The organism is Mucilaginibacter sp. (assembly GCF_965225845.1).
In the GTDB taxonomy this organism is placed as follows: domain Bacteria; phylum Bacteroidota; class Bacteroidia; order Sphingobacteriales; family Sphingobacteriaceae; genus Mucilaginibacter.
Genome location: NZ_CBDDBL010000002.1, coordinates 1 through 14,747 on the forward strand (window position 1 = coordinate 1; position 14,747 = coordinate 14,747).

11 protein-coding genes and 1 tRNA gene are annotated in these 14,747 nt (G+C 39.2%); 11 read left to right on the forward strand and 1 reads right to left on the reverse strand.

Translation table 11 applies throughout. From position 1 onward, the window contains the following. The 9 genes from ACYZ0U_RS03830 to ACYZ0U_RS03870 form a co-directional block, all read left to right on the forward strand. Positions 1-531: hypothetical protein (locus tag ACYZ0U_RS03830; RefSeq protein WP_461450017.1), on the forward strand; the 531-nt coding region annotated here is incomplete at its 5' end. Between the two features lie 7 nt (positions 532-538). Beyond that, complete coding sequence (locus ACYZ0U_RS03835; protein ID WP_461453682.1) at positions 539-1,837, forward strand: TonB-dependent receptor domain-containing protein; 1,299 nt, start codon at positions 539-541, stop codon at positions 1,835-1,837. Between the two features lie 50 nt (positions 1,838-1,887). Then, the gene (locus tag ACYZ0U_RS03840; protein ID WP_461450019.1) at positions 1,888-3,336 is read left to right on the forward strand and encodes a hypothetical protein; all 1,449 of its coding nucleotides are present in this window, start codon (positions 1,888-1,890) and stop codon (positions 3,334-3,336) included. An 83-nt stretch (positions 3,337-3,419) separates the two neighbouring features. Continuing rightward, positions 3,420-4,601, forward strand: a complete 1,182-nt coding sequence (locus ACYZ0U_RS03845) for a hypothetical protein (RefSeq protein WP_461450021.1) — start codon at positions 3,420-3,422, stop codon at positions 4,599-4,601. A 7-nt stretch (positions 4,602-4,608) separates the two neighbouring features. Further along, on the forward strand, positions 4,609-5,775 hold the full coding sequence (locus ACYZ0U_RS03850) for a metallophosphoesterase family protein (protein ID WP_461450023.1): 1,167 nt from the start codon (positions 4,609-4,611) through the stop codon (positions 5,773-5,775). A 194-nt stretch (positions 5,776-5,969) separates the two neighbouring features. Beyond that, positions 5,970-7,205, forward strand: coding sequence for a TolC family protein (locus ACYZ0U_RS03855; RefSeq protein WP_461450025.1), 1,236 nt, complete (start codon positions 5,970-5,972; stop codon positions 7,203-7,205). A 64-nt stretch (positions 7,206-7,269) separates the two neighbouring features. Then, on the forward strand, positions 7,270-8,157 hold the full coding sequence (locus tag ACYZ0U_RS03860; RefSeq protein WP_461450027.1) for an efflux RND transporter periplasmic adaptor subunit: 888 nt from the start codon (positions 7,270-7,272) through the stop codon (positions 8,155-8,157). Next, positions 8,157-11,240: an efflux RND transporter permease subunit gene (locus tag ACYZ0U_RS03865; RefSeq protein WP_461450029.1), complete on the forward strand. Its 3,084-nt coding sequence runs from the start codon at positions 8,157-8,159 to the stop codon at positions 11,238-11,240. Before ACYZ0U_RS03860 ends, ACYZ0U_RS03865 begins: the two co-directional genes overlap by 1 nt. Positions 11,241-11,294: 54 nt before the next feature. Further along, on the forward strand, positions 11,295-12,296 hold the full coding sequence (locus ACYZ0U_RS03870; RefSeq protein WP_461450031.1) for a YncE family protein: 1,002 nt from the start codon (positions 11,295-11,297) through the stop codon (positions 12,294-12,296). A 381-nt stretch (positions 12,297-12,677) separates the two neighbouring features. Here the strand turns inward: ACYZ0U_RS03870 and ACYZ0U_RS03875 are convergent. Continuing rightward, positions 12,678-12,765 (reverse strand) — tRNA-Ser (locus tag ACYZ0U_RS03875). Between the two features lie 116 nt (positions 12,766-12,881). Here ACYZ0U_RS03875 and ACYZ0U_RS03880 point away from each other — a divergent pair. After that, positions 12,882-13,409, forward strand: coding sequence for an OmpA family protein (locus ACYZ0U_RS03880; RefSeq protein ID WP_461450033.1), 528 nt, complete (start codon positions 12,882-12,884; stop codon positions 13,407-13,409). Between the two features lie 194 nt (positions 13,410-13,603). Continuing rightward, a complete protein-coding gene (locus ACYZ0U_RS03885) occupies positions 13,604-14,590 on the forward strand; it encodes an aldo/keto reductase (RefSeq protein ID WP_461450036.1) in 987 nt (328 codons plus the stop codon). Positions 14,591-14,747: the final 157 nt, after the last annotated feature.

Consider the following 14,747-nt stretch of genomic DNA (forward strand, 5'->3'; position numbering starts at 1 on the left):
TTGCAATCAAATACTGTTGGCCCACCGCTACCGGGTACTGACCAAAACCAGGAGACTGCTTTCCAAAGTTCGTACCAGCGTCAATATTCTACACAACAGCAACGAATAGGGACCATTGCATCTTTGGACTATAAATTTGATGAAAATAACACGATCAATTTATTTGCTACTTATGTTGCATTAAACCAATACCGCGTTCGTCAAACTATTGACGATACTTATGGTGGTTATACCTACCAGGGTTATCGTGGTACATTCTCTGTTGATAATCTTACAGAAACACGTTCCGACCTGCAAGATATTCTTAATTTAACTTTAAATGGAAAGCATAAAATAAGTGATCCGTTTTCACTTGACTGGTCCGTTTCAGATTCAAAAGCAGAACATAAATTACCTGATGATGCGGAATTTGACACAAAATATGGTACAAGTCCTACATCTACAACAAATGAAGCCACAGGCAACCCCAACGAGCCGGACGTTTCAGTGGCACAAGGTATAAAATACTACACCTACTTATGTTCAAAATGAATCACGGCTGTGGTCTCATAATACAGATAAAGACATATCTGCCTATTTAAATTTGCATTATAATGCAACAATTTTTGGCCGAAAAGTTATTTTCTCTGCCGGTGGAATGTTAAGGCACAAAACAAGAGATAATTATTATAACAATTATAACCTGCCAAACACAGTTGTTAATGGAACAAATGAGCTTTATACAACTATCCCGAACGCGAAATTCATATTCCTGGGTTCCGATTCGCTCAATGCAAAAGGCTCCTATGCTACAGACGCTAACGACTACACATTTACCGAAAACGTACAAGGTGGTTATGGAATGTTTAAATATTACATCAGTGATAAATTATATCTGATAGCAGGTTTAAGGGCCGAACATACTTATCAAACTTATCTTACTAACCTGCCTGTTTATTTTCCTGCTAAAACAGCTACGATAACTTACACAGACTATTTACCTAGTGTTAATCTAAAATACGACTTTACAGATAATCAGGCGTTAAGGGCATCATATTATAAATCTATTCTTCGTCCGTCTTTTGATCAACTTGTTCCCGGCGTAGTATATACTTCTGACGAAAATTATGGTTACCAAGGAAATCCAGAGCTACAACACACTATTGTAGACAATTACGACCTACGGTACGAATTTTTTCCCCGCGTATTTGATGAATTTATGATAGGAGGTTTTTATAAAAATCTTACTGATCCTATTGAAACAGTTCTTAAACAAGATCAAAACGGTGGAGCAAGCTTAAACTACACCCCATCTAATTTTGGCAATGCCCAAAACTACGGCGTAGAAATAGAGGCAAAAAAGTACTTCGGTAACATAGGCGGAGAAATAAACTATACTTACACTGACTCCAAAATCACTACAGCTAAGAGTATTGATCTTAATGGTGAAATAACCAGCCGCGAACAAACCAGGCCTTTACAGGGACAGGCTGCAAACATTGGGAATGCATCATTATTGTACAAAGATCAGCGAAATGGTTTAGATGCTCAATTATCTCTATCATATGTAGGTGAGCGTATTGAAGCGGTATCAAATTATTACAACCTTGATACCTGGGAAAGGCCATCTACTTATTTAGACTTTTCTGTACAAAAGAAAATCGGCAAGCATTTTATTATTTATGCTAAGGCCAATAACCTGTTAAATACCCCTTACGAATTAATAGTAAAGCAAAATAACACTTACAACTACTCTGGTATAGCCAAATACCCTCACCAGGAGAGCCCAAATTACACTACTGTAGAATATGATCAATATTTTGCCCGCTACAACTTAGGGGTTAAATACAATTTTTAAACAAGCACACACTTTAAAAAATCAATAAACATTTATTCATTCATCATTTTATGAAAAAATTACAAATTCTCTCGTTAGGATTATCAGTTTTACTGCTTGCGGCATGCGGTAAAGGTGGTCAAAAAACTGTGGTATCAGTACCACAGATCCAGATTGGTAAAGCAATCCCGAATACAGGTACTTTACCTGCAGGAACTTACAAAGGTACATTCCTGGCTAATCAAACTTACACTATAGGTGGTGACATCACCATTAATGCAGGCGATACGCTATTGATCCAAAAAGGTGTAAAGCTTAATATGACCAACGGTGCAAACATCATTGTAAATGGTGATTTGATCAGCTTAGGTACACAAGCGTCTCCGGTTACTATTACTGACCCACGCAGAACTAAAGTTGCAGGTGCTTCTACTTTTGGTACCGATTCGGCTTACGTAGGTGGCTGGGGCGGTATTTATGCAGGCCCAACAAGTAAATTGGTTGTAATTAAATGGACTCACCTTGATTTTGGTGGTGCTGCGTTAAAAGCCTTGCCTTTCTCAGGATCTAACTCATTAAAAACCGGAGCTCAGTATATCCTTTATTTTATGAATCCTGCCGGTGTCTTCATTATGGAAGATTCATGGTTATACGGCTGTCCTGATGACGCAACCCGTTTTTATGGCGGTACTTACAACATCATGAGAAATACCATGGAAAAAGCTGGTGGTAACGGTGGCGACGGCTTTAACGCCAAAGGTAGCGCTGTAGGTAACATGGCATACAACCTAATTATAGGCGGTGCTACAAACGGTACAAAAACTGCAAGTGACGGTACTACAGCAGGCGAATGCCAATTTGCAATGTATAACAACACTTATGTAAACGATGGTTTCAGAAACAGTGGTGTTTACGGTGCAAGAAGTGGTTCTGCTGAAATTGAGAACAACTCAAGAGCAGCAGTATTTAACAACCTGGTTGTTGATTGCGATTTTGGTGTACGTATTGCCGGCGGCCCGGGTGGTGCTAAAGTTTATTTAGCTGATACTACTTTAAATTCTTCAGATCTGATCCCGAAAACCGTTGCAAATTATAACTTTTATTACGCTGATAATGCTGCTATCGCAGGCCAGTTTGTACCAACAAACGTTGCTCAGCCGGTTGTTACACATCCTCAAACCAATGGCATTCCAAATATGGCGGCTTTCTTAGGCGCTTCTTACACTTTTGGTTTAGTTTATGATGGTACTTCATTAGTAGGTAAAAATAACCCAATGTTTGTTAACTATCCTTTACCAGCTCCTGCAGGTTTCTGGTTAACTCAAGCATCTGTTGATAGCTATAACTTCCGTTTGCAAGCTGGTTCACCGGCAATAGGCCAAGGAACTGCTGCTTCTTCAACTTATACATATGTAACAGCAGGCATCCCTGTTGATCCTAACTTCGGTTCAAGCGGTATCACTGCTCCAGGAAAAGATATGGGCTGCTACCAAACAAATGGTACAGGTAACCAACACTAATATTTAATTACATACATAAGGGCAGCTACATATGTGGCTGCCTTTATTTTTAAAGCAAAATAATTTTTCAAGCAAATACCAGGATGAAAGCAAAAGCAGCGATAGTTTTTTTAATAACAGGAATATTTTTTTGGGTAGCATGTTCAAAATCACCAGGTACTGCACCGGCCACTAAAACTACTACTACAACACCAACCGGGCCGATTGTTATTCCGCAACCTTTACCTAATACAGTTGATAAAACTGATACGCTAAAAGTTATGGCTTACAACGTATTAAATTATGGTGATATGTGCCAGGGAAGTACGTCTACCTTAAATGGTTATTTTAAAACTATTATTCAGTATGCTTCACCAGACCTGTTAAGCTGCGAAAAAATGAATGCCTTTCCTATCTCATCAACTATGCCTGATAATTTGGCAATAAATATTAGGGACAGTGTTCTTAATATTGATTTCCCGAATCGTTACGCGTTCGCCACACCTACCGATGTTTCCGGTGGCGGCATGTCTGTATTATTTTATAACAAGCAAAAGTTAACTTTTGTAAAAACAGAAACCTTATATCAATACATCACGGATTTTGACTTGTATAAACTTTATTATAACGACCCCAATTTGGCTATTACTCATGATACTACTTACATATATGTAGTAGTTAATCATACGCAATCCGGTACGCCAAGCACAACCAGGGATCAGCAGGTATCTACGTATATGGCCACGCTACGAGCCAAATTTGCGTATTTCCCCAATTTAATAAACATGGGCGATTTTAATACCGCCAACAGTTATGAAGCAGGTTACCAAAGTGTAATAACTGCAACTGACTCCACACAACGTATGAGTGACCCTCCGTTTTATCCGGACCAAACAGTAAAATACCCTGCTGAATGGGAAGATAATGCAAGTTCTTATGCATCACAATTGACCACTACCACCAGGGCCCTGGCAACTGTACCCAATTCATGCGGTACTAGCGGCGGGGCGAAATCCTGGTACGATCATATTTTTATTTCTCCTTGGCTGGTTAAAGGATCCAACTACGTATCCTACATTCCAAATTCATACAATACCATTGGTAACGATGGGCATAGGATTGGGGTAGATATTAACAGCACTGCGCCACAGATAAATACATCAGCCCCGGCTGCTGTTATTAATGCATTGTGGCAATTTTCAAATAAATATCCAATTACAATTAAATTACTGGTTAAAGCTAACCGTAACGCGTACAGCATTGCCGATCCAATTGAAAAGAATTAGTCAGACAATGAAAAAGACTTTAATAAACAAAATAGCAACGGTAGCTTTTTTAGCTGCCGCGATGCTATCTCCAACAATTGCATCGAGCCAAACGGTGCAAATGGTTTTTACTTCGGATTCGCATTACGGCATTACCCGTGATAAATTCAGGGGGGATACTGCTGTGCCGGGTTACAAGGTGAATGCAACACTTGTTAAACAAATTAACGCCTTGCCTGCACTTAGCCTACCGGCAGATAACGGAGTAAACGCAGGCAAACAGGTTGGTGGAATTGATTATGTAATTGAAGGCGGTGACATCGCTAACCGTATGGAAATTCCGATCCAGAGCGCAGCAAAATCATGGGCGCAGTTTTCGCACGATTATATGCATAGCTTAAACGTAAAAGGGCACGATGGAAAACCGGCAACATTGTTAATAGTGCCCGGAAATCATGATATTTCAAATGCGATTGGCTTTGCTAAGCCTATGAACCCGCTTACGGACCCAACATCAATGGTAAATATTTACAACCTGATGCTAAAGCCTGAACAACCACTCACCAACCAGGATTATAATTATAAAGTTGATAAGATCAACTATTCGAGAAATATAAAAGGTATCCACTTTGAATTTATTACGCTTTGGGCTGATTCAGCCGAACGGATCTGGATGCAAAAGGATCTGGATACAGTTGCCTCTACAACACCGGTAATTATTTTCACACATGATCAACCTGAATGTGAGTCTAAACACTTCACCAATCCTTTGCCACCATATAATATGACTATAAAAAACAAGTTTGAAAACCTTGTTGAAGAGCATTATAAAGAAGGTAATACCGCTGGAAAGGATGAGGATGCAACAGCAATTGAACAGCGTGGTTTTGTTAAATTCCTGAAAGCTCATCACAATATTGTAGCTTATTTTCATGGTAATAGCAACTGGAATCAGTTTTATACCTACCACGGTCCGGATAACGATGTTGCCCTAAATGTTTTCAGGGTTGATTCGCCGATGAAGGGTAAATATTCATCCAAAGATGAAACGCTTGTTTCTTTTCAATTAATATCACTCGACCCTGCAAAACAGGTATTAACGGTACGTGAATGTTTATGGAACACGCAGCCTTTAAATCCGGATAACAAAGTAGTTTTTGGAAAAAGTGCTACGGTTTCATTAAAAATTAATTAACTTACTCATTGATTTTATTTCTTTTTTGTCGGATATCTAAGTTTCGATTAAAAATGTGTCCAGCGGAACTGTAAAACAGTTTTATCGGGATGCATTTTTATCCATTACTTATTGATTCATACCCCATCGGCATTACTAAATTAATCCAAGATTATAATATAGTTTAGCTGACAAATCATTCGGAGTTATTGATAATGAGATTATTTTTAAGCATTGTTTTGTGCATATTTACCTGTTCTGTATCATTGGCGCAAACCTACACGCTAAATCATTATCTCGAACTCGCGAAAAGCAATAGCCCCTTATTAAAAGATCTTAATAACCAAATAGCATCAAATCAAATTGATAGTATGCGGATAAAGGCTGGTTACAAACCGCAGGTAAATTTAAACAGCAGCGGTCTATACGCGCCTGTTTTAAATGGCTACGGCTATTCGGAGGCTATTACCAACGAACATACACTCGCCGGTTTAGTTGGCGTTAATCAGGCTATAGTTAGCAAAGGAAACGTTAATGCCCAGGTTGAAGCGATCATGCTGCAATCGCGGTCACTAAGTAATTCTGCAAAAATATCTGAGCAGGATCTGAAAAAAGCGGTTACAGCGCAATACATTACGGCCTATGGTGATCAACAACAATACAGCTTTAATAAAGATGTTGTTGATCTGCTTACCAAAGAAGAAGAGGTACTTAAGAAACTTACGCGCGCTAACGTTTACCGGCAAAGTGATTACCTTACTTTTTTGGTTACATTAAAACAACAGCAATTGCAGCTATCGGTAGCTCGCTCGCAATACAAAAATGATTATGCTACGTTGAACTACCTGGCCGGTATAGCGGACACCACTACCAATGAACTTACGGAGCCTGATATTCAAAAAATGAGCATGCCGGAAGCAAATAGCAGTATTTATTTTCAGCAATATAAACTGGATAGCTTAAAAATCATCAATAGCAAGCGATTGGTAGATTATGCTTATAAACCCAAAGCCAATGTTTTTGCTGATGGAGGATACAATAGCGATTTTATGGGCCAGGCATATAAAAATATTGGGTTTAGTGCCGGCTTTAGTTTTGTATTACCAATATATGATGGCGGCCAGCGTAAAATGCAACACCGCAAATTATCTTTAGAGGAAGAAACACGTGAAAATTATAAAGCATTTTTTGATGTGCAATATCGCCAACAAATAGCACAATTAAATCAGCAGATTTTGGAGAATGAAAGGCTGATAGCACAAATAAATGATCAGACTAAATATACCGAAAGCCTGATAAACGTTGATACCGAGCTACTGCAAACCGGCGACCTTAAAATTGCCGACCTGATAATTGCTGTAAATAATTATTTGAGCATAAAAAACCTAAGGGCGCAAACCGTTATCAGCAGGTTGCAACTCATTAACCAATTAAACTATTGGAATAAATAAGTCCATGAAGAAATTTAGCATATCATATAAAATCTACTCCCTGTCTCTACTGTTGATTGTTGCTATGTTAACATCTTGCGGAAGCAACACTAAAATTGATGGTGAAGATGATGATAAAGCCGTAAATGCCCAGGTACCCGTTACGGTTACCAGTGTGAGTGATAGTAGTATGGTTGATTATACCACGCTGAACGCTACTTCATCTTTTCTTCAAAAAAACTTTGTAAAGTCAAATACAAATGGATATGTGCAAAAGGTTAATACCCAAATAGGCCAGTTTGTTAATGAGGGCAAAACCTTGTTCACCATTAAAACCAAAGAGGCAGCAAGTATTGGTAACAGTATTAATATTTTAGATACCAGCTTAAAGTTTTCAGGCATTAACCGTATTAAAGCGGCGAGGCACGGCTACATTACCCAATTGAATCACCAGGTTGGTGATTATGTTCAGGATGGAGAACAACTAGCCGTAATCAGCGACCGTGGCAGTTTTGCTTTTATTATGCAATTACCCTTTGAAATGCGTAACTCGGTAAAAATTAACCAGGGTGTTCAATTATTATTGCCCGATGGAGAAAAGATAGATGGCGAGGTAACATCTTTCATGCCTGCGGTAGATACCGCTTCGCAAACACAAGGCGTGGTGATTAAAGTAAACACCAATACGCAAATTCCTGAAAACCTGGTAGCAAAAGCACGGATTATACATACAGCAAAATTAAATACCATTTCGCTGCCAAAATCGGCTGTGTTAACCAACGAAACGCAAACCGAATTTTGGGTGATGAAGCTCATTAATTCAACCACAGCAATTAAAGTACCCATTACCAAAGGCATAGAAGTTGGTGAAAGGGTGGAAATTTTATCGCCAAAGTTTACACCCGAAGATAAAATAGTAGTAACCGGAAATTATGGTTTAAGCGATACGGCAAAAGTTAAAATTGTACACTGATGACGCCGGTAAAGGATTATTTTATTTCGCACAAAAAGCCAATTGCACTGCTACTGTTCCTGGTCATTATCGGGGGCATGTATTCCTATTCAAGGTTACAAACGTCGCTTTTCCCTGATATTACGTTTCCTAAAATCAAAATAATTGCGGATGAAGGTTTACAACCTGTAAATAAAATGATGATTACGGTTACCAAACCATTGGAGAACGCTATTAAACAAGTGCCCGACCTGCAGTTAGTACGCAGTACAACCAGCCGGGGTAGTTGTGAAATATCAGCTTTTATGAACTGGGGCGCTGATATTGATTTGAGCCAAACTAAGATCCAGTCTGCAATAGATCAAATAAAAAATGATTTGCCCGCTGATGTAAATATCAGTGTAGAAAAGATGAACCCATCCATTCTGCCGGTAAGTGGCTACACGCTTGAAAGCCATAACCGCAGCCCGATAGCGCTAAGGCAACTGGCAACTTATACGGTTAAGCCCTTTTTGTCGCAGGTTGACGGCGTATCGGAAATCCGGATAATTGGCGGGAAAATAAAAGAATACTGGCTGGTATTGAACCGGCAAAAAATGAGTTCGCTTGGCATAACACCTGATATGATTAGCAATGCCCTGGCTCAAACAAACTTTGTAAAATCAGGTGGCTATCTGTCTGATTATAAAAGGATGTACTTAACTATAACTGATGCTACTATTGCTACAAAAGAGGGGCTGGAAAATATGGTTATCAGCAACGACCGTAAAAGAGTTATCCAATTAAGGGATGTCGCGAACGTTGAGATAAGTGAAGGAATAGATTATACAAAAATTAACGCCAATGGTCACGAAGGTGTATTGGTAGCTGTAATAAAACAACCAAATGCTAACCTGGTAGCTGTATCGGCCGATATGGATCAAAAGGTAAAGGATCTGCAAAAAATATTACCTGCCGATGTAACTATTAAACCCTACTATATTCAGGCCGATTTTGTTAATGACGCTGTGAAAAGCGTAAGTGATTGCTTATGGGTTGGGTTATTGTTAGCGATTATTGTAGCTATTGTTTTCCTGCGCTCGGCAAAAGCAAGTTTAACAATACTTATAACTATTCCGGTAACGCTGTGCCTTACTCTTATTGTATTGTATTGCATAGGGTATACCTTCAACATTATGACGCTTGGGGCCATAGCAGCATCCATAGGTTTAATTATTGACGATGCTATTGTTATAGTGGAGCAAATTCACCGGATGCATGAAGAATATCCGGATGAGCTCACCCGTAATCTGCTGAAAAAAGCAATTGACTATCTTTTCCCGGCGATGATCGGTTCGTCCATCAGCACAATTGTTATATTTATCCCTTTTTTATTGATGACTGGTGTTGCCGGAGCTTATTTCACCGTGCTCACCAACACAATGATCATTACGCTAATATGTTCATTTTTTGTTACTTGGATAGGACTACCGGTTATTTACCTGCTGTTTACCCGCAAGCCGAGTGCTAAAAATATATTTAAAGAAAAGAAGCAAAAGGCTGAGCATGTTAAAAAGCAAAAATGGGTTTCGTGGTTTATTTTGCGCCCATGGCTTAGTATTATTATCATATTAGTTCTTATTGCTGTTATTGTAATTGTTCCGCCATTGCTAAAAACTGGTTTCTTGCCGGATATGGATGAAGGCAGTATCGTATTAGACTACACCTCTCCTCCTGGAACATCACTTGAGGAAACTGACCGGATATTGCGTGAGGTTGAAAAGATCATTATAAAAGAACCTGATGTTGAAGCCTATTCGCGCAGAACAGGGACTCAAATGGGTTTTTTTATTACGGAACCCAACACAGGCGATTACCTGATCCAGCTAAAAAGAAACCATAAGCAAACAACAGAAGAGGTGATCAGCGATCTGCGCTCCAAGATCGCATCCACACAACCTGAATTGACCATTGACTTTGGGCAGGTAATAACCGATATGCTTGGTGATTTAATGTCATCAGCGCAGCCAATAGAAATAAAAGTGTTTGGTGATGATCAGCAGAAACTGCAGGGTTTTTCCAAACAGACAGCGGCTGCAATAAGCAATGTAAAAGGTACTGCTGATGTTTTTGACGGCATTGTAATTGCAGGGCCTTCAGTTTCTATCAATCCCTATTTCGACAAGCTTGCCCAGTACAATATCAGCCCCGCCGAATTACAATTGCAGGCGCAAACTGCATTGGAAGGGAATATTGTTGGAAATGTAATTGAACAACAACAGCTATCACCAATCCGCATGGTTTATCCAGGGAACCGTTCATTAAGTATTGCGGACATTAATAACCTGGATGTTTTTTTATCAAAAGGACAATTAATACCTATAAATCAGGTAGCAAGCATTACCCTTAACCCTGGTGATGCAGAAATAAACCGCGAAAACCTGCAATCTATGGGTATAATAAGCGCCCGTATGGAAAATACAGATTTGGGCACAGTTATGGCTGCTATTAAGCAAAATATTGCTAAAAAAATAAACTTGCCGCAAGGTTATCATATTGAGTATGGGGGGGCCTACGCCCAGCAGCAACAATCATTTAAAGAGTTGCTTTATATATTAATACTTGCTTGTTTACTTGTATTTGGGGTTATTCTATTCCTGTTTAAACAATTCAGGATAGCATTTTTGATCCTGGTTATAGCTGTATTAGGCGTATCCGGCAGTTTGCTTGCTTTGTTTATTACAAACACGCCGCTTAATGTTGGCAGTTATACCGGCTTAATTATGATTGTTGGGATTATTGGCGAGAATGCCATATTTACATTCCTTCAGTTTAAACAAAGTGCGGCAACATCTTCTGTAAACGAAGCCATTATATTTTCGATTTCCACAAGACTACGCCCAAAATTGATGACTGCTTTGGGGGCTATTATCGCGCTAATGCCATTGGCATTAGGAATAGGTGCCGGCGCACAATTACATCAACCCCTGGCAATTGCTGTAATTGGTGGGTTTTTAGTTGCGTTGCCGCTATTGCTGATTGTGATGCCAAGCATGCTGCGTATATTATACCGCAATGGTGGCGTAAACCCTTTAGCAAATTTAGATCATCCGAAAAATAATTAAATACAAGTTTTATACAATATCCGGATAGACATTTATATTATAAATCACCGACAAATGAAAACCAACTTTCTAAAATTCGCATTGCTATTAATTATTGGTATTGCGCCGCTTGCGTTACATGCACAAACTTATGTACTGGATAAAAGCATCCCCCTCACCGGCGATGGCGGCTGGGATTATTTGTCTATTGACAAATTGAACGATAGGCTTTATGTATCACATAGTAATTGTGTAAACGTAGTGGACCTAAAGACCGAAACACAGGTTGGAGTTATCGAAAATTTAAAAGGTATTCATGGTATTGCTGTTGATAATAAAGCTAACCGTGGTTTTATTAGCGATGGCAAAGCAAATGCTGTTGTTGCTTTTGATCTTAAAACGCTGGCAATAATAGCTACTATACCTGTTGATGCTAAAGGTCCGGATTGCATTATTTACGAACCGTTTAGTGATCATGTTTTTAGCTTTAATGGAGATAGTAACAATTCATCAGTTGTTGATCCAAACATGCTAAAACAAGTGGGAACTATTGACCTTGGCGGAGGCCCTGAATTTGCGGTATCTGACGGTAAAGGGAAAATATATAATAACCTGGAAGATAAAAATAGCCTCGATGTTATTGATGTAAAAAGCTTAAAAGTAATTGCCAATTATCCATTGTCCCCCGGTGGAGGCCCTACCGGCATTGCGATGGATATAAAAAACGGGCGCACCTTCAGCGGCTGCCGTACTAACAAAGGTATGAGTGTTGTTGATGTTAAAACAGGCAAAGTGATTACTACTTTGCCAATAGGCGCGGGCGTTGACGCAGTTGATTATGACCCTGAAACTAAGCTGATATTTTGTTCTTGTGGTGATGGTACGGTTACTATCATTAAACAATTGAGCCCGGATTCTTATTCAATTGTACAAACTTTGCAAACACAAAACCGCGCGCGCACTATGGCTTTAGATACAAAAACGCACAAAATATATTTGAGCGTTGCTGAAACCGTTACCGGAACAAGAAAACCACTACCCGGTACTTTTAAATTATTAGTTTATAAAATTCAGTAGAATAAACAAATAGTACATGGTAGATAGTTTATGGGCTGTATAACTGGAGGATAAAAAAAATGAACAATAAGATCATTATCTAACCAGTCAGAATGATAAGAAAATAAGTATAACACCTGCACAATAGTTATAATTAATAAAAAGACTAATAGTCAATTTATTACAAAAAATATTGAAAAATATTCGGTAACAACAAATTATCCGCCACACTCATTTTTCATGGCCGATTTAAGATTCCATTATATTATGAAAAAAAGAGGACTTTTTTGAAAGATTAACTACCTGAATATTTGTATGTTAGATAATTTATACTTCTTTAGTGTTGATAAATAAGAAATCGCTTCTATCATTAATAGAAGTGGTTTCTCCTAGGTAGTTTTGCGGAGAGGGAGGGATTCGAACCCTCGATACACTTTTGGCGTATACACACTTTCCAGGCGTGCTCTTTCGACCACTCAGACACCTCTCCGGGTATTTTTTGGATTGCAAATGTAAAATAAATTTTCGGATACATTTGCTCATCTTTATCTTCACGCAATAGCTTATCCTCATTAACGTTTTAGCATTATTAAACGCACACAAAAAATGAAACTATTCCGCTCTAACTTTTCCGTACTTGTTATTTTAGCCGCGCTAATTACAATGCAGGCCTGTAAGGCAAAAAAACTGGCTCAAAAACCGGCGCCAGTGGTGACTGAAGCTACAAAACCAGCGCCTCCGCCAGTGCCTGCACCACAACCAGCACCGGCTGCACCAGTGCCGGCGCCTGCACCACCGGTTTACACATTTACAAATATTCAGTTTGAGTTTAACTCCGGCATTCTTAAAACAACTTCATATCCTGATTTGGATAAGGCTGCCGCTTTGATGAAGGTTGACCCAACCGTGAAGTTTGTTTTAAAAGGATATGCTTCAGCAGAAGGAACCGATGCCCACAATATGGAACTTTCTGTTGATAGGGCAAATGCCGTAAAAGCATATCTGGTTAATTCAGGTGTTAGCGGCGATAATATAACCGCTAATGGTTATGGCGAAAGCAACCCTGTTGCTGATAATTCAACCGAAGCAGGTCGTATCTTAAACCGTCGAGTTGAAATAAGTAAACAAAATTAAGTTATTCACTAAACAAACAGGTCTGCGGTTTAGTCGGCCTGTTTGTTTTATGATGTGTCTTCTGTCCCTGTCTTTGCTACGTTTTGTCGTCAATCAGCAATATTGGTAAGTCATATTATAATACTTAATAGCTTGTAAGCAAATAGGCACCACCTTGTACTACTAAAGTAAAATATTGATAAAATCATACCAAAATGAAAACAAGAACATTAGGAAAAAGCGAACTTGAAGTATCTGCATTAGGTTTAGGTTGCATGGGGCTTAACTTTTCATACGGACATCCTATGGAGAAAAAGGATGCCGTAACGCTGTTACGTGCCTCGGTTGAACAGGGAGTAACCTTTTTTGATACGGCAGAAGTTTACGGGCCATACACCAACGAAGAAATTGTTGGCGAAGCACTGGCGCCTCTGCGGAAGGACGTAGTTATTGCCACAAAGTTTGGATTTAATATACAGGATGGAAAAATGGCCGGAGTAAACAGCAAGCCAGCGCACATCCGGGAAGCGGTAGAAGGCTCGCTAAAAAGATTAAATATTGAGGTGATAGATCTGCTATATCAACATCGTGTTGATCCTGCTGTTCCCATTGAAGATGTTGCCGGAACGGTAAAAGAACTGATAACAGAAGGTAAAGTAAAACATTTCGGCCTTTCAGAAGCCGGCGCGCAAACTATCCGTAAAGCACATGCTGTACAACCGGTAACCGCGCTGCAAAGTGAATACTCATTATGGACAAGAAATCCTGAAAATGAAATTATCCCAACACTTGAAGAGTTGGGCATTGGCTTTGTACCGTTCAGTCCGCTGGGCAGAGGTTTCCTGACCGGCAAAATGGGTGCAGATACTAAATTTGACAGTACTGATTTCCGTGCCGGCAACCCAAGGTTTCAACCTGAAGCATTAAAAGCCAACCAGGCATTAATTACTTTGCTGGATAAAGTAGCAAGTGACAAAAATTCAAGCACTGCTCAAATAGCGCTGGCTTGGTTGCTTTCTCAAAAACCTTGGATCACACCTATCCCGGGTACTACTAAACTGGAACGTCTTAAAGAAAATATCGGTTCCGTTGATATTGAATTGACCTCGGCTGATCTTAAAGAAATTAATGAAGCAGCAGCAAAGATCCAGATTGAAGGTGACCGTTACCCGGAAGCTGCCGAAAAAATGACAGGTTTATAATATATATACCAAGAAAGAAGTATATCGGATGGAAAAGCCCTGGGTTTTTAAAACCCAGGGCTTATTAATATCAAACTTAACACAAAGATTACTTACGTATGAAACTTATATTGCGTTCTCAAAACAGATTTTCCTAATTTTAGGTTCTTAACTTATG

What these genes read in the sequence shown, in the direction of transcription:
- ACYZ0U_RS03885 (WP_461450036.1), top strand. Translation starts at nt 13,604, where the DNA reads ATGAAAACAAGAACATTAGGAAAAAGCGAACTTGAAGTATCTGCATTA.
- ACYZ0U_RS03870 (WP_461450031.1), top strand. Translation starts at nt 11,295, where the DNA reads ATGAAAACCAACTTTCTAAAATTCGCATTGCTATTAATTATTGGTATT.
- ACYZ0U_RS03855 (WP_461450025.1), top strand. Translation starts at nt 5,970, where the DNA reads ATGAGATTATTTTTAAGCATTGTTTTGTGCATATTTACCTGTTCTGTA.
- ACYZ0U_RS03840 (WP_461450019.1), top strand. Translation starts at nt 1,888, where the DNA reads ATGAAAAAATTACAAATTCTCTCGTTAGGATTATCAGTTTTACTGCTT.
- ACYZ0U_RS03845 (WP_461450021.1), top strand. Translation starts at nt 3,420, where the DNA reads ATGAAAGCAAAAGCAGCGATAGTTTTTTTAATAACAGGAATATTTTTT.
- ACYZ0U_RS03880 (WP_461450033.1), top strand. Translation starts at nt 12,882, where the DNA reads ATGAAACTATTCCGCTCTAACTTTTCCGTACTTGTTATTTTAGCCGCG.
- ACYZ0U_RS03850 (WP_461450023.1), top strand. Translation starts at nt 4,609, where the DNA reads ATGAAAAAGACTTTAATAAACAAAATAGCAACGGTAGCTTTTTTAGCT.
- ACYZ0U_RS03865 (WP_461450029.1), top strand. Translation starts at nt 8,157, where the DNA reads ATGACGCCGGTAAAGGATTATTTTATTTCGCACAAAAAGCCAATTGCA.
- ACYZ0U_RS03860 (WP_461450027.1), top strand. Translation starts at nt 7,270, where the DNA reads ATGTTAACATCTTGCGGAAGCAACACTAAAATTGATGGTGAAGATGAT.